This is a genomic window from Methanomassiliicoccales archaeon LGM-RCC1 (assembly GCA_030168575.1).
Classification (GTDB): Archaea; Thermoplasmatota; Thermoplasmata; order Methanomassiliicoccales; family Methanomethylophilaceae; genus Methanoprimaticola.
Genome location: CP115555.1, coordinates 1,088,630 through 1,109,441 on the forward strand (window position 1 = coordinate 1,088,630; position 20,812 = coordinate 1,109,441).

A 20,812-nucleotide genomic window follows, 5' to 3' on the forward strand; every position below is an offset into this window, starting at 1 on the left:
ATGTATCTAGAGATTGATGGAGGATACGGGGGCATAAGGTTCTCAGCATGCCATTTCATCCCCAGGCACGAGAAGTGCTCCAGGCTGCACGGACATTCATACATAGTCCGTCTCAGACTCGAAGGGGAGATTGGAGAAGAGGGCATGATAATGGATTTCGTTGTCCTCAAGAAGAAGCTGAAGGAGATGATCGACGAGGTCGATCACAAGACCCTCCTTCCCACCAAGTCCGAGGACGTCCACCTTACTGTTACCGATGAGTCCGTAGAGGCCATCTGCGACGGGAAGAGGTATGTTTTCCCCAGGATGGACGTCACATTATTGGACATCCCCACCACAACGGCCGAGGAGATGTCGAGGATGATGGCCGAGCGCATGGCCAGGGAACTCACCTTCCCGCCCAACGTGAAGTCAGTATCAATCGGACTGGACGAGGAGCGCGGCCAGACCGCATGGTACACGAAGGTGCTCTGAATGTCTAAGGCAGTCGTCCTTCTGTCCGGTGGATTGGATTCCACCACATGCATGGCCCAGGCCATAGCGGACGGCTGCGAACCCACGGGACTGAGCTTCAGGTACGGCCAGAGGCACACCAAGGAGCTGACCTCTGCAGCAAATGTATGCAAGTTCTACAAGGTCCCGCATGTGATAATAGACCTCAATCTGAGCTCATTCCGTTCTGCTCTGACAAGGGACGATATGGATGTCCCTATGGACCGCGAGGGAGAGCTGGACGAGGAGATCCCGGTCACATACGTCCCTGCGAGGAACATAGTGTTCCTGAGCATTGCCGCAGGGCTGTGCGAATCCATCGATGCGGACAGGATCTACATCGGTGTGAATGCAGTGGACTATTCAGGATACCCCGATTGCACTCCTGAGTTCATCAAGGCATTCCAGCATACGCTGGAGGTCGGGACGAAGGCAGGAAAGGAAGGACACTCGATACAGATCGTCACCCCCATCGGCATGGACTCCAAGGCGGACATCGTCAGGAGGGGAAAGAGGCTCGGGGCGCCGCTGCACCTGACATGGTCATGCTACAACGGCGGAGAGAAGGCCTGTGGCCATTGCGATTCCTGCAGGCTAAGATTGGCCGGTTTCAAAGAGGCCGGATACGAGGATGAGATTCCCTATGAGGATCTGTGAGATTTTCAAGTCGATCCAGGGCGAAGGCCTGACCATGGGGGCGCCCACCGTGTTCGTAAGGACGGTAGGCTGCAACCTCAGGTGCGCCTGGTGTGACACCATGTACTCCATGGAAGGCGGGACGGAGATGACCGTTCCCGAGATAATGGAGAAGGTTGGGGATTGCAGGACAGTCTGCATCACAGGAGGGGAACCGATGCTCCAGAAGGACATCTGCGAGCTGTTCGACGCTCTCCTGTCAGCAGGTAAGAAAGTGGTCCTGGAGACCAATGGATCAGTTGACCTGAAGGATGTTCCGAACGATCCTTTGATGATGATAAGCATGGACATCAAATGTCCTTCGTCAGGCATGAGCGATAGGATGCTCACATCCAATCTCCAGTACCTTTCCAGAAAGGATCAGCTCAAGTTCATTATCAAGGATCAGACCGATTTCGATTATGCGGTGAAGTATCTCAGCGACCACCCCGTTGATACCAATGTGATCTTCGGACCGGTCGGTGGAACCGACAGGCTAGAATGGCTGGTGGACCAGGTACTGAAGAACGATGCCGATGCTCGGGTCCTGCCCCAGCTGCACAAGATAATCTGGGGAGATAAGAAAGGGGTCTGACCGCTCACGCGGCCATATTTCTGTTGTGCCTTCTGACGAAGTCCGTGATGCACTGTTCGACCGGACCTTCTTCGTCATAGGATACAATGATGTTTGCTTTTCTGAGGATGTCCAGTCCGTGCATTCCGATGCCGCCGGTTATGACTGCATCAGGTTCCAAAGTGGTTATCGCCTTGGCGACCGCAACACCAGCACCTTCGGGCGAATCGGCGAACTCGTTCTCGATAACGTGATAGTCCAGACTGTCGGAATCCACCACTAGGAAGAAGGGGGCGTGGCCGAAATCCTCGGCCACTTCGGAGTCAAGCGACTCGCCCTCTGAGATTACTACGATCCTCATCTCACTCAACTGTCTTGATGATCTTGTCTATGATGCCCTCGAAGGCCTGTGCGGATGCGGACTTGGGGTCCTTCAGGACGATAGGCATTCCGGAGTCCCCGCTCAGTACGACAGCTGGCTCGATCGGGATCTTACCAAGGAACTGGATGTTCATCTCCTTGGCCGTGGCCTCTCCTCCGCCCGACTTGAAGATGTCGGTGACCTCACCGCAGTGGGGGCAGACGAATCCGCTCATGTTCTCGATGATTCCGATGATGGGGATCTTGGTCTGTGCGGCGAATCCAACGGACTTCCTGCTGTCCAGAAGGGCTACGTCCTGAGGTGTCGTGACGACGACCATTCCGTCTGCCTTGGGGATCAGCTGCACTATGGACAGAGCCTCGTCTCCGGTTCCCGGAGGCATGTCTATAACGAGGTAGTCGAGCTTGCCCCACCTGACGTCCTCGATGAACTGCTGGACGGCGGACATCTTGACGGGTCCGCGCCACATTACAGGGACATCTTTGCTGGGAAGCAGAAACGCCATGGACATGACCTTGAGCGACGGGGGAACTATGATCGGGATGAGCATCCTGTCCTCGTCCGCCATGAGCTGTTCGTCCTCGATGCCGAACATCTTGGGGATGTTGGGGCCCGTGATGTCGATATCCATCAGACCGGTCTCATAACCCTTCATAGCGAGAGTCATCGCGAGGTTGGAAGAGACCGTGCTCTTTCCTACTCCGCCCTTACCGCTGATGACGATGATGACGTGCTTGATCTGGGCGAGTGCATCATTGAGCCTCGTCTCCTGCTCGATTGATTCTCCGGTCAAAACTGGACCTGCCATAGTAATCCTCTGCGTCAGCATACGTCGGGTGACTTTTATAGATTAAGGTTTGGAGTTAGAGAAAAACGAAGGACGATCGAAGAGGGCTAGATAGGAAAATATGATCACGAAACGAGATGTGAACAGATATTACTGGGTTGTATGAAAAAGAAAGTATAGTTAACAGTATTTTATCCAACTAACATAAAGCTATTACTTTTATACCACATAGTTCTAAACTGTCTTTTATTAGGAAAAAAAGGGGGACCGTATCGCCCTTAGGCTGAAGAAGATGGCGGTATGGGCCAAGTGTCGTGGTAAGGTGACAATCCCACAATTAACCTGCTTAGCAGACGGATCCACATTAGATCGGAAAAAGACGCTCGAATCACGGGGTGCAACAGAGGGGGTAAGGCCATGAAAGACAGGTCGAGGAAGACTCTGTTCGCTCTGTTCGTGGTAGCAGTCATGCTTTGCATGCCGTTCACCATGATCGAACAGGAGAACGATGCTGCAGGAATGACTGATGTCCTCCCCATAGGAAAGACCTATGGATACAGGATCACCACGGGCGAGATCACCAGCGGAGGATACACTGGAAACGGAATCAAGGGCGTGGAGTACGGCGGTTCCGATAAAAACATGGTGAAGATCTATGAGGACACCACTTATGGGAACCTCTTGTACAACAACAATTCCGTGAACAGCAGCTCCACGAACCCCAAATTCAACGATTTGCTGAGATTCGATGAGAAGACCGGACTCGGTCCGTTCAACTCGTTCTATGTTGCTTTGAACATCGGGGATACACGCAACAACGGTGACCTGTACAAGACATCCTACGTCCCCGGCCAGATAGCATATATCCTCAACCCATACAACTTGGAAGAGGCCATAATAACCGACGGGACTACCAAGTCAGCCTATTCAGGAACAGATAACTACACGTACTACACGTACTCCCACCCGTCGGATTACAACATCATGCTGTTCATCCCTACTGTCTATTGGTATTCGGATGATAATCATCTTTGGCTTTCTAACAGGCAGGACTACTTCACAGACGACGGTGTTTCGCCCCAGCTGATGGAAGCTCGCGCCCATACCATAGACGGACAGATCAGGCCCTATCTCGGACTGGGAGTCTACGAGGCTTCCCAATCCGGCAGCAGTCTGGTATCGCAGTCAGGCAAGACTCCTCTTAACAACAAGTCGGTTGCGCAGTTCCGTGACATGGTAAACAACTTGAACACCGAGGCGACCAACGAGACCGGGGAGTACATGATTTGGAACTACTACCAATGGACTCTCTACAAGATGATGTCCTACACGGTTATAGGAACCAAGAACTCTCAGCTGGCCATAGGTCAGGGTGCGACCCTGTTGGGCAACGGTGCGAACTCCGGTCCCATGACCACCGGTCTGGGAGATGATCAGGGTCCGTACTGGGGAGGATTGAACAGCGACGGTTCCGGATCCTACAAGGACGGAAAGCACTCTGTCAAGCTGTTCCTGGAGAATACCTGGGGATCGTATCATGACCTATTGGACGATGTGTGGATCGGAGAGGGACAGCTGCATGCAGGTCAGAACAGCATCGGAAACATCATTGACCATATCCTATATCCATCCACCAGCGGCACGGACGCAGGTCTGAATGACAACCAGGAGCTCATAGAAAACGCGATCTTCCCCAATCCAAGCAAGGAGTATATGCTGCCAATTCAGTCGACCTCGAGCAATCCAGAGTATTGGGATTTCCCCACATCCGTCAACGAGAACAAAAAGAACTACCTTCCAATAGGCGACAACATCCAGTACAGGGCGGGATACCAGACTCTCTGTGTCGGAGGACATTACGACGGACAGAGCGCCGCAGGTCTCAACAGGATGAACATCAGGAACGGGTTCGGGGATGCGAAGTCCGATATTGGAACCCGTATCGCATATGTGACTTACGGAGGAATACTCACCTATGACGAAACCAGCGAATACAGGGCGACCTCATCATACGGTGACATCCCCAGCGGATACAGTCTGTTCAAAGGGGTTGAAGTCAACATCGTGCCTGCTGAGGGTAAGACCATCTACAAGGTGATCCTCAACGGCGTCGCACTCGAGGGCACCAGTTTCCTCATGCCTGCAATGGACGTCAAGCTGGTAATCCTGACGGACAATATCCTCAGAAATCCCAACGCTTACACTTCATCGGACAACGTTCCTGTGGTGGGGAAGTTCATCTATGACGGCAAATATCACACCGGTCTAATGGGAGACGACGACGTCTACACCATAACCGGCCAAAACAATGCAAAGGATGCGGGACTGTACGAGATAACGGTCACGCCGAAGGAAGGATTGGAATGGTGGGATCATACCACCGGAGCCAAGACTTTCAAATGGGTGATCGAGAAGAAGACACTCGTCATCGAGGGCGCGTCGTCAGCCGAGATCAGCAAGATCTATGACGGCACCCGTAATCTGGGCACGGACAGCAGCGGTCAGGTGAAGCCGACCGATCTGTTCATGCACGGGCTGGTATCGGGAGAGGTACCGAACATAAGCGCCACCGCGAAGTATTCGAATGCGGAGGCCAGATCGAACAAGGTCATCGACGTCACTGCATTGTCCTTGTCCGATAGTGATACGTTCTGTTCGGACAATTACGTCTACAATTTCAAAAAATTCGAAATCAGAGGCAGCAAGGTGACGATCCTTCCCAAAGGATTGTCATCCATGGGTGACGATCTCCAGATAGAGGCGATCGAGGATCAGGTCTATACAGGAGAGCTCATCACGCCGTCTCCTGAGATCCGTGCTTGGGGCAACGTGTTGGTCCTGGGCACAGATTACACATTATCTTTCACCAACAATATCGCTGCGGGAACCGCCACCATGAAGGTGGAAGGAAAGGGCAACTTCAACAAATCGGTTACCAGGACGTTCGAGATCGTCAAGAAGGAGATTTCCTGGCCTGCCGTTCTGGAGACCCCGTACAACGGTGAGCAGCAATCAGCCGACCTCGTTTCAAACTTCTGGTATGAAGTTGTAAGCGAAGCCCAGGGGACGGCTGTCGGTTCGTATAACGCCACGTTGAGGATCAACGATCCCATTAATGTGAAATGGGCCGATTCCGATCAGGTACAGAGACAGGGAGAGGCTCTGAGGATCACGGATGTGGACAATCAGCTGACGTTCGTGCTCTTGGGAGCGCACTGGGCGAACGAATATTCCGCTCCGTTGCTTTACAAGAGCTCACAGAGCCTCCAGCTTCCGGGAGCAGACAAGATCACACCCTATCTGAAGACCGGATATGACGTGACATTCCTCGGGTGGTATGAGACCGGGGACGAGAACAAGACTTTGATCACACAGATTCCCGCAGGGTCCTTGGGATCGAAATCGTTCACCGCATTGTTCAGCGAGGAACGCAGTACGTACACGGTATCATTCTCATCGGAGTTCGGTACCCAGATCCCTCAGCAGAACGTTAAGTACGGGGATCTTGTGAACAAACCGGCGGATCCGACGACCAGCTACTACATATTCAAGGGATGGTACAGAACCTACAGCCAGGGAGTGTACAGCAACCCATGGAACTTCGATACGGACACTGTAGCCGGTAACATGACCTTGTACGCCATGTGGAAGGTGGAGACATGCACGGTCGTCTGGAAGAACTATGACGGAACCGTATTGGAGACCGATAACGAGGTCGCACTCAACTCGACTCCTGTGTTCAACAGCAGTAACCCGACCCGGGCCACAGATGAGCATTACGTCTACACGTTCAGCGGATGGTCCCCGCAGGTCGGTCCTGTCACAGGAAACACCGTCTATACGGCTACATACTCGACCGCGATCGTTCCTTACAACATCAACATCCCTGCAAACGTAGCCTACGACGTGGTCACCGTATCGGGAACCAACCCGGCAGAGTACGGCACATCGTATGTTTTCAAGATCAACCCCAACCCGAGCCAGCCCCAGTTCAGTCAGCTCAATGGACTGAAGGTCACTGTCAATTACACAGGCGGAGGTTCGGAGATCCTGGTCAAGGATTCAGATGGTAACTTCACGATATCGAACATCACCAAACCCGCAGATGTCACCATCACATTGACGATCAACATGTACTCGGCCAGTTGGCTTGATAAGAATGGCGACAGCATCTACACATCTATCACGCGTCCGTACGAAACGCCGGTCGCAGAACCCGGTACACCAGACGGCCCCTCGAACAAGGACGTCTCCATGAATTATACGTTCCAATACTGGTCAGTAGGTTCGTATGATAGCAGCGAGACCATCACAAACATGGATGGTCAGGTATTGCTCTCCGACAAAGTATACTACGCCCATTTCACAGAGACGGTCAAGACATTCAGGATCACCTATTCGGGAAGCGATGTGTTCACGCTGAATCCGCTCAACGGCGCGAATATCAACGCCATCCCTTACGGCAGCAACTTCCAATTCACCCTGACGATCATCGACCAGCGCTACAGTCAGGTCCCCAGCAAGGCAACGGCCCAGGCCAATGGACAGCCTGTACAGAAGAGCACGGATAATGTGTTCACCGTCAGCAGCATCACGGCGGACACGAATCTGGACTTCACCGGAATCTCGTTCAACGGTTACAACGTGTATTGGCTTAGGGAGGACGGAACGCAGATCACGGTTGATTCCGATGTGAAGCATGACACCCATCCGAATGCACCGGCTTATCCCGCTCAGACCACGTCTTCCTTCAAGGGATGGAAGATAGGGGGAGAAGGCAGCATTGTGAATCTCAACGAATACACAATGTCCGGCGATGTCACCTTCAGGGCATACAGCGAATATACCGTCACCTTCAATTGCGACAATGGTCTGGAATGTACTCTTACCAGCCCCCAGGGCGCATCCGGTTTCAAGGTCCCCTACGGCAGTTCCCTGACATCCATCCTGTCGTATCCCGAAGGCAAGAGGGCAGAGTACATCCTGAGCGTGAACGGAGTGAAGGAGACGAACGACCCTGCACCCATGGGAATGACCTTTGTGAACAATGCTGACGGAATGACCACTACCTACACAATCCCCAGCGTCACCACCGATGTCGTCCTGAGGGCCACTCTCAGTTACGATCTGTTCACTGTCGATTGGAAGGATGGGGATACGATCCTTATGACCGAACATTATCGTTCGGGCAGTACGCCTGTTGCACCGTTCGTCCCCACTAAAGATCCTATCACAGGTTATCACTACGTGTTCAACGGATGGAAATTGGACAGCTCGGGCAGTGTGGTGGACCTGAGCGGAGTCTCAATCACTTCGGACATGTCCATCTTCGCTGATTTCTCGCAGGTAGTGAATCAGTACACTATCACGCTTCCTGATGCGGATATATTCACAGTGGTCCCTGACAGCGAGTCCAACGTCGTGACGCATGGCAGCAGTTACAAATTCAAGATCACTGCCAACCCCAGCGCACCGAAGTTCTCACAGCTGAGGAACCTGACTGTCATCTCAAAGGGCAGCACAGAACAGAACATCACTTCCTCTAAGGACAGTGAAGGATACTATTGGATCAGCAACATCACCGAGGCGAAGACAATACTGGTCGACCTGACCATCAATGTGTACACCATCCAGTGGCAGGACGAGAACGGGGCCACGCTCTATCCTGACAAGTACGCCGCTCACGACACCAGCATAATCGTCCCGGGAACTCCGGAGAAACCCGTCGTTACCGATGATTCCAAGAATTATTCGTTTACCGGTTGGACCAAATATGTCGGTTCGGAGTGGGTTCCTGTTTCTGATCCCAATGCTGATGTCGCTCTTTCCAGCACAGTATATCGTGCGACATTCGCCAGCGAAACCAAGGTGTTCAAGATAATCTACTCTGGCAGCACGACATTCACCGTCAATCCCTTGGAAGGAATGAACAAGGATCACGTGAACTATGGAGATAGCTTCTCATTCAGGATTACCGCGAATACCGATGAATACAGTCAGGTGCCTGATAAGATTGAGGTATTGGCCAACGGCACCAAGGTGAGCAAATCAGATGGAGTGTTCACGATAAGCAACATCACGGCCGATCAGAATCTGGGCTTCACGAAAATCGACATCAACGGTTATACGGTCACATGGAAGGATGCGAACGGAGATACGATCTCAACTGTCAATGATGTGAAGCATGGAAGCGTTCCTGTGGCACCGGACATGACCTATCTGAACAACGCCCAGTACACATACACTGTGGCCTGGACCAAGAACAGCGGAACAGCCCCTGTCAATCTGGCCAACGAGGTCGTGATTGCTAACGTCACATACAACGCTGTGCTCACCCAGTCGGTCAACAAGTACACCGTTGTATGGAAGAACTGGGATGAGACCGTTCTTGAGACCGATTCCGAGGCCGAGTACGGCTCGATACCCCACTACGACAGTGATACCCCGGCCAGGGCACAGGACGATCTCAACAGGTACAATTTCCTGGGCTGGACCCCAGAGGTGATCGCCGTGACCGGCAACGTCATCTACACCGCTATGTTCGAGACGGTGAACGTCGCTGCATACGTAACCTGGATGAACCCGGACGGAGAGATCCTTCAGAACTCATCCGTCGCGCTCGATGAGATCCCGGAGTTCCTAGGAGGGACCCCCGCGATGACGCCTACTGCTCAGTACACCTACAATTTCCTGGGCTGGACCCCAGAGGTGACCGCCGTGACCGGTAATATCACCTACACCGCACAGTACGATGAGGTGCTGAATGAGTACAAGGTGACTTGGGTCAACCAGAATGGTACCGTACTGAAGCAGGAGACTTTAACCTATGGAGCAACCCCTGCATATTCGGGTACCCCGACCATGGAGAGGGACGGACAGTACACCTATACCTTCAGGGAGTGGACTCCCGCCATCTCCAATGTGGAGGGCGATTCGACCTATTTCGCAGTCTACGACACCGAGGTCAACAAGTACACAGTGACATGGAAGAACTGGGACGGAACCATCCTCAGGACCCAATCCATCCCTTACGGAACGACCCCCAGCTACTCGGGAATCACCCCGATCAAGGCTACCCCGGTCGATCAGAAGCATTCATGGAACGGGTGGTCCCCCGAGATCGTACCCGTCACCGGAGACGCCACATACACCGCCACCTTCGATTCGCATTACTTCGATGTCAGGATAAAGATAGTATCGTCTGACAGCACGCTCGGTTCTGTCTTGAACGCGGGAACCTACACCGTCAAGAGCAACGCATCGATGACAGTCAGCGATATCGACACTTCGACCATGGGTACCGATACCCCTGCGGGAACCCTCTCCATCAGCGGACTCGACAAGGAGTTCGGAGCGATTGCAAACAACAGCTCCGCAAGCATGGTCAGTATCTTTGTGGGTTGGTATATCGGAAGCGACATGGTCCCTGACGGATACCAGATCAACGGTCAGAACGACCTTGAGATCACAGCGATGTTCGCGCAGATCCCTGCTGACTACTCTGTCCTGGTGACCACCTCATACGGATCGGAGACCATGGCCACATTCGACGAGAACGGAGGCCAGCAGGCTGAAGTCATATCACTTATCGGAATCCCTCTGGGAACCAGGATCGACGTGAACGAAAATGGATCCCTTACAATCGGAGACAGAAACATTACCATGCATCCGAACAATACAGGATACAGGACTGTGGAGTTCGTCAAATGGGAGTACATCCTCTCCGGACAGCCAGTCAGATCAGGCGATAGGGTCGATGAGATGACCGTTATAGGAGTCGTCGTCGAGGTAACCACCCACAAGTCAACGATAACTTGGAATGATTATGACGACTCCCAGCTACGTCAGGACATACTGTACAACGGAACCACTCCAGTGTATGGTCTGGACCCGATCAGGCCAGGAGACGACGATGCAGTATACACATTCGATGGATGGCAGCCCGATGTCGCCATCGTTACCGGTGACGCGACTTACAAGGCAAAGTACTCCTCGAACACCAACACCGCGGTCATCACAGTCGACCTCAACGGTGCCGTTTCCACGTTGGTCAACGAGGGCAACGGCTGGATCCTGGACTACAACGGTTACTACCAGAAGAAGTTCGAAAATGGAACGTCTCTGAACTTCGGAGAGGTCACTATCGCACAGGGCTTGGATGTATTCCACCCCATCAGGTGGACTGATTCCATAGGAGCAACTGTAGAGCCTGGAGAGGTCACCGGTTTCGCATTCTACAGAGCGGAGTTCACATGGATCACGTGGGCAGATTACGACGGAGAGATCCTGGACAAGGAAGTCGTCGAACCCGGAGCAGTGCCCAGTCACGCGGATCCGATCAGGGCCGACGATCCCGGAATCTACTACCAGTTCGATCACTGGGAGAAGGGAGGAATGCCCGTAACCCTGTCTGAGGAAACAGTCAACGTCAGCACCACCTACATGGCCCAGTATTCCATGCATTACAAGTCATACACGGTCACCTTCAATGCGAATGGAGGAACATCCCTATCATTCCCGTCGAAGACCGTAACGTTCAATTCGACGTACGGTGACCTGCCGACAGCATCTTGGCCCGGATACACCTTCAACGGTTGGTATGACCAGGAGGGTTACCGCATCTACTCTAACACCGTGTTCAACGAGGTCCAGGACCAGACTCTAACGGCCCACTGGAGCATCATACCCGTAGATCCTGTGGATCCCGAAGAACCCAAATCATCCATATCGAAAGAGACCATCATGAACGCGGACGGTTCCATCACAGAGAGGATCACCGAAACCATCCAATATTCTGACGGTTACAAGAGGGTGAAGGTCACAGAGACCACCAAACGCGTGGATGATTCGACTCAGATCGTAGTCACGGATGTGGAGACAGACAAGAACGGAGCATCGATGACGCACAGGACGCAGAAGGACATATCCTCTGACGGAAGCTTCGAATCCACGAACACCGTCACATTCTCAAGCGGAGACTGGGTTACCGGTCACACCTCTGGAGATTCCAGAAGCGAGACCCCTACCGGAAAGGTCGAGTTTGGATACAGCGATTCCATGTCCAACGAGCAGGCTGACATGGTAGAAGATCTGATCAACGATGCCATATCTTCAGACAAGAATCCCGAGGTCGTCATCATCTCGGAGACTCCTGTTTCAGTTCCGGAGTCCATCATAAGTGACATCATACAGGGTGACGGATCCCTCACCTTCATAGAGGGAGGAAAGGAACTCTATCTGACCGCGAAGACGCTGAAAGGAATGAGCCTTACAAGCATAGACCGTCTGTCCATCAGGATCACGGACGATATCCCGCAGAAGTACAGGACAGAGGCGGGAATCACCTTTGCATACGACATCAGGATGGAGATCAACCATCAGGAGTACCACGAGCAGTTCTCAGAGCCTGTGAAAGTCACTATCCCATACAAGCTCAAGGAAGGCCAGTCTGTAGATTCAATCTCAGTGCTTTATCTGGGAGAGGAGCTGGAGAAGCTGGAGTTCACCTATGACGGTGAGAACGTGGTGTTCTACCTTTCGCACATGAGTCTGTACTCCATCGTGAGCGAGGATCCGGAACCAGTCCCGGTTGACCCCACTGACGAAGGCGAGTTCCCAGTGATGTACATCGCAATCGCAGCAGTGATACTGGTAGCAATTGCGGCAGTGGCTGTGTGGATTAAGAGGTGAAAACAATAATGGCGGAGGGAGAGCCCCTCCGTCTTCTTTTATTTACTTGACTTTAAGAGGACTCAGGATTGAACATCCAAATTCTCAGGCATAGGATCCTTCTTTGTCTTCGTGTCATTCTTCTGCACGGAGACCAGGTCGTAGAACAGACCGCCCTTCTTCATGAGCTCGGTCATGGTTCCGCTCTCGTGGATCGTACCGTTCTCGACGACAAGGATGAGATCAGCCGATTTTATGGTGGACAGCCTGTGCGCTATGACGAAGGAGGTCCTCTTCTTGGCGGCCTTGTCAAGTGCTTCGACGATGGCCTTCTCGGTCCTGATATCGACGGAGCTCGTAGCCTCGTCAAGGACCAGTATAGGGGCGTCATGGATGATCGCCCTGGCCACGGATAACTGCTGCCTCTGTCCGACGGACAGCGCAGAGGGGTTGTCCAGGTATGTGTCCAGACCCTTGGAGTACTTCCTGATATAGCCTAGACCTACAGAATCGATGACCTCCCAGAGGTATTCGTCGCTCTTGGGCGCGGAATTGTAGACGATATTGTTCCTGATGGTGCCTTTGAAAACCCAGCTGTTCTGGGCAACAAGCGAGAACATGCTGCGCATCTGAACGTTGTTGAGCTCGTTGATGGGGGTACCGTCGATCTTGATGGTTCCCGATTCGAGCTCGAACAATCCCATCAGCAGATTCATGAGCGTCGTCTTACCGGAGCCGGTGGGTCCGATGATGGCAACGGTCTGACCAGGTTCAACCTTGAAGGACACATCCTTGATCGCATAGCCTTTTCCTTCTCCGAAGGAGAAGTTGACATGGTCGAATTCCACACCGCCCTTGAATTCCTTGATCGATTCGATATCGTGTTCCTGAATCTCCCTCTGATCAAGGACCTCGAAGACCCTATCGGAAGCGCTCTGGAGCTCTTTCAGCGCGACGGCTGTAGCGGAGATATCGCTTATAGGCTGGGTGAACAGCCTCATGTACACAAGGAATCCGATGATAAGTCCGAAGGTCGCTCTGCCGTCCGCGATCATCATGAGTCCGTAACCGCAGATGGTCACGTATCCTACGTTGGTGATGAATCCCATCATCGAAGGGATCAGGGAAGCATAGTTCATGAGCTTGTACATCTTCTTACCCATGTCCAGGTTGAGTTCCTGGAATTCCTTGAAGAACTTGCCCTCTGAACTGGATGCCCTGATGGTGAGGTATCCGTAGAAGCTCTCCAGGATACGGTTGTTCACTTCACCAAGATCCTTGCTCTGTCTCTTGTAGTATCTGTCCAGACTCTTGGAGAAGAAGAGCGTGATCAAGACCGCTGAAACGATAGGCAGCGTACAGACCACAGCGAGTTCCGCATTGGTGTAGGCCATCATGGCTCCCGATCCCACGATCAAGGCTATCGAGCTCACACCTGTAGCCGCCGTCGATCCCGCAAGATTCGAGATCGTACTGCAGTCGTTAGCGATACGGTTGGCGATATCTCCAGTTCTTACACCGATCAGTCTGCCGTAGGGGATCCTTCTGATCTTGTCGAACATGTCCACGCGTATGGTCTCAGCCAGTTCGATGGATCCTTTGCTTATGACACGGTCCTTGTAAGTGGAAATGATGAATGAGGTGGCACACAGTGCGACCAGCGTGTTGATCGCTGCAAATATCGTGTCCGATCCTTCGAAATGACCTATGTCTGCGGCGAATTCGTCCATTATGTAGGAGAGCAGAAGCGGAGTGACAATGTTGAAACCGGTGGAGATCAGGGTCAGCAGTATACCGACTGTGATGTAGTGCAGCGCCTTCGGCGAGTATTCGTACAGGCGGCGCATGAAGGTGTCTTCCAGATCCTTCTCTATCTTTTCCAAACCGGATCCTTCGCTCATTTCACCGCCTCCCAGTCTGACTGGAATCTAACCATTTCAGCATAGTATTCGCACGTCTTCATGAGCTCTTCGTGGGTTCCTATGTCTATGATCTCGCCGGCATCCATCACTATGATCCTGTCGGCCTTCATGGCCGTCGATACCCTCTGTGTGACGAGTATCGTCGTTGCATTCTTCAGTCTCCTCTTCACGTTGCCGCGTATCTCAGATTCCATCATGACATCGACGGCTGAGAACGGATCGTCAAGAAGGTATATGTCGCCAGGGATACACAATGCTCTGGCGAGGTTGATCCTTTGTTTCTGTCCACCGGACAGATCCACACCTTTCGCCGTCAGCAAGGTCTCTTCCCCATTGGGAAGTCTGTGGATGAATTCATCGATCCTGCATTCATTCATCACTGTCCTGACTTCCTCATCGCTCATTCCTGCCGATTGGGGGCTGAACCTGACATTTCCCATCAGGGTTTCGCTGAAGATGATCGGGTCCTGTGATGAGTATGTGATCCTCTCACGGAGGTCGGCGAAGCGGTAGTCCTTAACATCCATTCCGTCCACCAGGACAGAACCGGATGTGGCGTCGTAGAATCTGAGTATAAGATTGAGGATAGTCGTCTTTCCTGATGCCGGAGGACCTATGATGGAGATATTCTCTCCTGGGTTGATCTTGAAACTGACATTCTTCAGGACCAGGTGGTGGCGGGTCGGGTACTGGAATGACACATCGCGGAATTCGATGGTCCCTCCCTCAGACGGCGGGTCCTTGTCCCCTTCTGTGAGCGAGGGTTTGTAGTCAAGAACCTCGTCGACAGAATTCCTGGCTGAAACGTAATCCGGATATAGCATACCCACTAGTGAAATGGTCTGGGTGACCGCTGCGAAGAGCATAAGGACGTACATTGTGAACGATATTATGCTTGCCAAAAGGGAGATCTGTTCCTCGTATCCTAAAGTCGGAAGTGCGAAGAATGCAACAACATAGATGGCCAGCGGGATGATAATGACCATCATGTCCATCATCGGATAGATGTATGCCGTCTTCTTTCCGATATAGGCGGTCGTTCCGTACATCTCTTCGCTGATGCGGTTGAAATCTTCCGTATGTCTCTGCTCTCCACCATACGTACGGATGGTTCCCAGTCCTTCCATGTACTCCATGACGCTCCTGTTCATGTCGCTTCCGAGATCGCTGGAGTAATCGATTTTGGGTGCGATACGGCGGAGCGTGAGCATGATCAATATCGCACCAGCGATCATCAAGGCCGCCACCACTCCGTTCAGGAACAGGGATTTGGAAGCCATTGCCGGGGCAACGATCAGCAGAGTCATGGGCAGGACCAATCCGGTCGTCGACATGGCCGAGATGAAGTTAGCTACCGTTTCCACGTCACCGGTGACGGTGTTGGTAAGAGTCGGGACTGAGAAATGATCGACATCCTGGGGCACCATGTTCTGCGCGGCTTGGAACACTTTGCGTCTGAGACGCACCGTTACCAGAGACACGATCTTGGAGGACATGACTCCTGCCACGAGAGCTGCTGCCAATGAACTGATCGCGAAGACAGACATCATCTCTGCGTTATCGAGGGCACCCTCAGTGTCCTCATGGAGGAAAGCGTCCGTGAGCTTGTCCAAACAATCAGGTATCTGCGCAGTAAAGTAGATACTGAGGGCCGATACGAATAGACATATCGCCGACAGAATCGCCGCGTTGCGGTTATAATACCTGAATAACATACCACGGGTGTAATCAAAACGTGTTAAAAAGGTTGCCCTTGTTTTACTTATATTATAGGTAACGAGTCCAGCAGTCGGTCGCGAAATAAGTTTATACACCGAGTTGTTCGTCATCCCGATGTATTTCTTCGATGCCACCAACTCGGTCGCCGTCTGCCTTTACGTAGGTATAGCACAGTTCATCAGCGGCTGTTTCCTTCTGGTGGATTATGTCATGGAAGGAAGGGGCGGATTGGCATTCACCGTTTACTGCGTGGAAGCATTCATCAACGCAGCTCTGTGGATCCTTGCATCGAAGCAATTCTGGAGGAACAAACGCGACAAGATTTTCGTCTTCGGAGCGTTCGTAGGTGTTACAGCGCTACTGACCATCGTCGACAGGTGCATATGTACGGTCGGTGACTATTTCGCTGTGGAAACCACTTGGCCAGAATATGCGGCTTTCGCGGTCGGCCTTCTTTTCTGTCTCTACATGCTGCGTGTCTCGGGATCGATCAGGAGAAAGAGCGTGAAAAGGATCGAGCATCAGAGGAAGATCCTGATAGCGGTGATAGCAATGATCGCCATAACGAGGCTGGTCCAGATCCCTCTGATGGTATTCAGTATATGCGATTACATCGACACCATGACATCCATGATCCTGTTCTTCTACATCTTCATCTCGCTTTACGACGAAGGAATCATCGAAGGAATGTCCGCTAACGCGAAGCACTTGAGGGCCAACGAAGAAGAAGCGAAGTCCTGATGGGCCAGCATCGTTATTATCTTCCTATCCGATACGGAGTCCCATGCCAGAGGATAAGCCCTTAGTCGGGGAGTACATGGTCCGCAATGTTCAGACCGTCGATCCGAACATGACGGTCAGAGAAGCCATGGATCAGATGATCAAATCGGAGTTCCACGGATTCCCGGTGGCCGAGAACGGATATCTCCTGGGTTTCATAACGGCAAAGGAGCTCCTCCGCTACGTGGACCAGCCCAATGCCAAGATCCGCAACGTTATGAAGAAGGGGACTTTCTGTGCGATCCCTTCTATGACCGTTGCGGACGCCACTCGTATTCTGTTCAGGTACGGTCTGAGGAATCTTCCCGTCGTCGATGAAGACAAGAAGCTCATCGGCATCATTTCCAATCTGGACATCGTCAGGTCTCAGATTGAGAAGTCCCGTCCCAACAAGGTCATGACGGTCAAGCGCTTCCTCGAGGAGACCAACGGTATCAAGATGAAGGTCGAGAACAAGGATGTGCCCGTAAACATGATCGTCCCCACCCAGAAGGAGATCTACATGGATGAGCTGGTCGGCCGCCAATACGAGCTGAAGAGGGGAATGATCGAGCCTTTGATCGTAGTGGAGAGGCGCAACGGTTATCTCGTCGTCGACGGTCACCACAGGATCATGGCCGCCAAGAAGCTGGGCATGAAGACCTACAAGTGTATCGTGCTGATTCCCAATGTATACGATGTCAAGCTCGGTCTCGAGAAGACCGCCGAGAAGTGGGGATTGAGGTCTTTGGACGATGTCAACATCATCGAAGGCACCAAGCATCCGTTCATGGAGGTCACCACCATGCTGATGCCTGGAGAGGAGACCGAGGCACTGACCAAGAAGCTCATCGACCGCGATTCTCAGTGATCTATAGCCTCGATGTAGAAACTGACGGGTCTGAATCCGTCGTTGCATGATATCATAGCGGACCTGGGGTTCTTCATCCACCCATCGTAGAAGTTTCCGCCGCCGTTGGCCAGTTCCTTTACGAACTTCTCCATGGATTCCCATGCGCTCTCGCACATGCCCTCCGGCCTCTTGCCGTTCTTGGATATGAAAATCTGGCCGATCTGGATGTCGCAGGCGTGATCTATCGGGTTCTCGTATTGTTCCATGAGATCCTCGTAGCAGGTCTTGCGTACGGCCGTGATCTTCACATCATACATGATATCAAAAAGAATAGGAAGACGGGGGTGGCCCCGTCGTTTTCAGAACTGCTGGTTCCTAAGGTTCCTGAGATCTCTGAGCATGATCCTCTGCTCAGCGGATGCGATGATCCTCTTGGTCTTGTAGAAGGTGTCGGGGTTCAGTGAGATTCCGTCGATTCCCTCCTCGACCAGGAACTCGGTGAACTCGGGGTAGACCGAAGGTCCCTGTCCGCAGATGCTCACGTATTTTCCGTGCTCGTGGGCGACCTTGATCAAGTGGGAAATGGCCCTCTTGACTCCCTCGTTCCTCTCATCGAAGTATCCCATGTGGCCGAGGATATCGGAATCCCTGTCGCACCCCATCGTGAGCTGCGTCAGATCGTTGGATCCGATGGAGAACGCATCGCAGTACTTGCAGAACTCGTCCGCCATGAAGATGATGACCGGGACCTCTGCCATGAAGTAGAGCTTGAAGTCCCTGCTCCTCCTGAGTCCGATGGACTCCATCATGGCGGTGATCTCCTTGACCTCGTCGATGGTCCTGACGAACGGGAGCATCATGTTGAGGTTCTTGAATCCCATCTCGTCCCTGACCTTCTTGATGGCCTTGAGCTCGCACATGAATGCGTCGCGGTAGCTGTCCGAGACGTACCTGGAGCATCCCCTCCATCCGATCATGGGGTTGTCCTCGTTGGGCTCGTAATCCGCACCGCCCTTCATGTCGTGGTACTCGTTGGTCTTGAAGTCCGATGTCCTGAGGACGATGGGCCTGGGGTAGAACGCCCTTGTGACCTTGGAGATTCCGTCAGCGAGCTTGTCGATGAGCTCCTGCTCCCTTCCCTCAGCGAGGAATGCGCAGGGGTGCTCTCCGACATAGTTGGTGAAGAGGAACTCGATCCTCATCAGTCCGACACCGTCGCAGGGAAGCTGCGAGATCTCGTCCGCTTTGGCAGGCATGGACATGTTGACCATGACCTTTGTTCCGGTGATGGGGACTGCCTCCGCATATCCGACGGGTCCTGCGGTCTCAGCTGATGCCGAGGAGGTGTCTTTCTTCTTGGCGATGATTCCTTTGTAAACGTTACCTGTGGTTCCGTCGACGGTGACATCCATTCCGTTGGAGAGGCATTCCGTCGCGTTTCCTGTTCCGACGACACAGGGTGTTCCGAGCTCCCTGGAGATGATCGCGGCGTGACAGGTCATTCCTCCCTCGTCGGTGATGATTCCTGCGGCCCTGCTCATGGCGGGGACCATGTCGGGCATGGTCATCTTCGTGACCAGGACATCTCCTTCCTTGATGACGTCGAGACTCATGGATGTATCGTAGATGATGACTTTTCCAGTGGCGAGTCCGGGGCTTGCTCCCAGTCCGGTGGCGACGATCGCATCGCTGGACACTGCATCTCCCACCGTCTCGTTGGTGACAGAGTTACCGGTGGCGGTGATGGGCCTAGCCTGGACGATGTATGCCTTGTTGTCCTCGATGCACCATTCCATGTCCATGGGCTTGTTGTAGTGGATCTCGATCTGGCGTCCGATCTCCGCGATTTCCAGGACACGGTCGTCGGCGATCTTCTGAGCCTTGACCATCTCCTGGGGCATGTCTTTCTTCTCGACACCGCCGTTCTTTCCGCGTACGTACTTCCATGTCTGCGTGGAGATCCTCTTCTTGAGGATATCCATCTTCTGCTTGTCGACGATGTATGTGTCGGGTGTGACCTCTCCTCCGACGATCGCCTCTCCGAGACCGTAGCCTCCCTCGATGACGATCTGCTTGGCCCCGCTGTTGGGGTCCACTGTGAACATGATTCCGGAGAATTCCGAATTGACCATCCTCTGGACCACAACGGCCAGCTTGACGTCCTCGTGGGCGTATCCCTGCTTCTCGCGGTATGCGATGGCCCTTGCGGTGAACAGAGAGGACCAGCACTTCCTGATCTTGTCGAATAGGTCAGCCTCGTCCTTGACGTTGAGGTATGTCTCCTGCTGTCCTGCGAAACTGGCATCGGGCAGGTCCTCAGCGGTTGCGCTCGACCTTACTGCGACGAAGCCGATCTTTCCCTTGGGGAAGAGCATCTTGTATTTGGAGACGATTTCTTTCTTCAAGTCGGCAGGGATCTCGCACTCGTCGAACATCGCCCTGATCTTGTCGGAGGCGGCGACGAGAGAGTCGTCCGAATTCCTGTCAATTCCCTCGAGCTCCTTGGTGATCTTGTCAAAGATCTTGCTCTTGGAGAGGAAGTAGTCGTAGGCCACTGTGGTCAGCACAAATGCCTCAGGCACAGGGAATCCGGCGTTTGTAAGCTCTCCGAGGTTGGCTCCTTTTCCACCTACGAAGGGCACATCTTCGACATGCAGTTCGTTAACATCGACAATTTTCTTATCCATTGGGAATCCCCGCTGTTTTAACGCAGTTTTGGAAGTTTTTGGCGGGCTGTCCGCCTTCTGATTGATTATATCGTTCCCCTTAATAATAGGATTTGGTGTTGGATGAATCCAGAAGGACATTTTGAAAAATTTACTTACTATTTTTAAGCCTGTTAAGAAAACAATAGTATGTATTTCGAATTCTGATAGATATCTTGCTGCAATTCGTAATAATATATTCTAAATTCGAAGATAATCATAATCAATTCGTAGGATTTAGCATAATCTTGCTATGTTATTCGTTATATTATATT

At 52.6% G+C, this 20,812-nt stretch carries 12 protein-coding genes; 6 read left to right on the top strand and 6 right to left on the bottom strand.

Annotation, left to right across the window (positions count from 1 at the left end; genetic code table 11):
• Genes PED39_05590 through PED39_05600 form a run of 3 tightly spaced genes read left to right on the top strand, consistent with a single transcriptional unit; the run spans position 1 to position 1,762 of the window.
• A complete protein-coding gene (locus PED39_05590) occupies positions 1–474 on the top strand; it encodes a 6-pyruvoyl tetrahydropterin synthase family protein (protein ID WII07062.1) in 474 nt (157 codons plus the stop codon).
• Positions 475–1,149, top strand: a complete 675-nt coding sequence (gene queC / locus PED39_05595) for a 7-cyano-7-deazaguanine synthase QueC (GenBank protein ID WII07063.1) — start codon at positions 475–477, stop codon at positions 1,147–1,149.
• On the top strand, positions 1,136–1,762 hold the full coding sequence (locus PED39_05600) for a radical SAM protein (GenBank protein WII07064.1): 627 nt from the start codon (positions 1,136–1,138) through the stop codon (positions 1,760–1,762). Before queC ends, PED39_05600 begins: the two co-directional genes overlap by 14 nt.
• Positions 1,763–1,766: 4 nt before the next feature.
• Here the strand turns inward: PED39_05600 and PED39_05605 are convergent, their stop codons facing one another.
• Positions 1,767–2,102 carry a hypothetical protein gene (locus PED39_05605; GenBank protein WII07065.1) on the bottom strand — a complete coding sequence of 112 codons (336 nt, stop codon included), beginning with the start codon at positions 2,100–2,102 and terminating at the stop codon, positions 1,767–1,769.
• 1 nt (position 2,103) lies between these two features.
• On the bottom strand, positions 2,104–2,931 hold the full coding sequence (locus PED39_05610) for an Mrp/NBP35 family ATP-binding protein (GenBank protein WII07066.1): 828 nt from the start codon (positions 2,929–2,931) through the stop codon (positions 2,104–2,106).
• A gap of 396 nt (positions 2,932–3,327) precedes the next feature.
• On the opposite strand from PED39_05610, the gene PED39_05615 reads away from it, so the two are divergent.
• Positions 3,328–12,600 carry an InlB B-repeat-containing protein gene (locus tag PED39_05615; GenBank protein ID WII07067.1) on the top strand — a complete coding sequence of 3,091 codons (9,273 nt, stop codon included), beginning with the start codon at positions 3,328–3,330 and terminating at the stop codon, positions 12,598–12,600.
• 62 nt (positions 12,601–12,662) lie between these two features.
• On the opposite strand, the gene PED39_05620 is transcribed toward PED39_05615, so the two are convergent.
• Both PED39_05620 and PED39_05625 read right to left on the bottom strand, forming a co-directional pair.
• On the bottom strand, positions 12,663–14,480 hold the full coding sequence (locus PED39_05620; protein ID WII07068.1) for an ABC transporter ATP-binding protein: 1,818 nt from the start codon (positions 14,478–14,480) through the stop codon (positions 12,663–12,665).
• Entirely contained in the window at positions 14,477–16,216 is a 1,740-nt protein-coding gene (locus PED39_05625) for an ABC transporter ATP-binding protein (GenBank protein WII07069.1), read from the bottom strand. The genes PED39_05620 and PED39_05625 overlap by 4 nt, the downstream gene beginning before the upstream one ends.
• Positions 16,217–16,334: 118 nt before the next feature.
• Here PED39_05625 and PED39_05630 point away from each other — a divergent pair, with 118 nt between their 5' ends.
• Both PED39_05630 and PED39_05635 read left to right on the top strand, forming a co-directional pair.
• Positions 16,335–16,961, top strand: coding sequence for a hypothetical protein (locus tag PED39_05630; protein ID WII07070.1), 627 nt, complete (start codon positions 16,335–16,337; stop codon positions 16,959–16,961).
• A gap of 43 nt (positions 16,962–17,004) precedes the next feature.
• On the top strand, positions 17,005–17,850 hold the full coding sequence (locus PED39_05635) for a CBS domain-containing protein (protein WII07071.1): 846 nt from the start codon (positions 17,005–17,007) through the stop codon (positions 17,848–17,850).
• On the opposite strand, the gene PED39_05640 is transcribed toward PED39_05635, so the two are convergent.
• A complete protein-coding gene (locus tag PED39_05640; GenBank protein WII07072.1) occupies positions 17,844–18,149 on the bottom strand; it encodes a TIGR04076 family protein in 306 nt (101 codons plus the stop codon). The two genes, PED39_05635 and PED39_05640, sit on opposite strands and share 7 nt — an antisense overlap.
• A gap of 42 nt (positions 18,150–18,191) precedes the next feature.
• Complete coding sequence (ppsA, locus tag PED39_05645) at positions 18,192–20,519, bottom strand: phosphoenolpyruvate synthase (protein WII07073.1); 2,328 nt, start codon at positions 20,517–20,519, stop codon at positions 18,192–18,194.
• Positions 20,520–20,812 lie beyond the last annotated feature (293 nt).

Bases quoted from the DNA above. Each gene is read 5' to 3' on its own strand.
- PED39_05590 (WII07062.1), top strand. From the start codon at position 1: ATGTATCTAGAGATTGATGGAGGATACGGGGGCATAAGGTTCTCAGCA.
- queC (WII07063.1), top strand. From the start codon at position 475: ATGTCTAAGGCAGTCGTCCTTCTGTCCGGTGGATTGGATTCCACCACA.
- PED39_05600 (WII07064.1), top strand. From the start codon at position 1,136: ATGAGGATCTGTGAGATTTTCAAGTCGATCCAGGGCGAAGGCCTGACC.
- PED39_05605 (WII07065.1), bottom strand. From the start codon at position 2,102: ATGAGGATCGTAGTAATCTCAGAGGGCGAGTCGCTTGACTCCGAAGTG.
- PED39_05610 (WII07066.1), bottom strand. From the start codon at position 2,931: ATGGCAGGTCCAGTTTTGACCGGAGAATCAATCGAGCAGGAGACGAGG.
- PED39_05615 (WII07067.1), top strand. From the start codon at position 3,328: ATGAAAGACAGGTCGAGGAAGACTCTGTTCGCTCTGTTCGTGGTAGCA.
- PED39_05620 (WII07068.1), bottom strand. From the start codon at position 14,480: ATGAGCGAAGGATCCGGTTTGGAAAAGATAGAGAAGGATCTGGAAGAC.
- PED39_05625 (WII07069.1), bottom strand. From the start codon at position 16,216: ATGTTATTCAGGTATTATAACCGCAACGCGGCGATTCTGTCGGCGATA.
- PED39_05630 (WII07070.1), top strand. From the start codon at position 16,335: ATGTATTTCTTCGATGCCACCAACTCGGTCGCCGTCTGCCTTTACGTA.
- PED39_05635 (WII07071.1), top strand. From the start codon at position 17,005: ATGCCAGAGGATAAGCCCTTAGTCGGGGAGTACATGGTCCGCAATGTT.
- PED39_05640 (WII07072.1), bottom strand. From the start codon at position 18,149: ATGTATGATGTGAAGATCACGGCCGTACGCAAGACCTGCTACGAGGAT.
- ppsA (WII07073.1), bottom strand. From the start codon at position 20,519: ATGGATAAGAAAATTGTCGATGTTAACGAACTGCATGTCGAAGATGTG.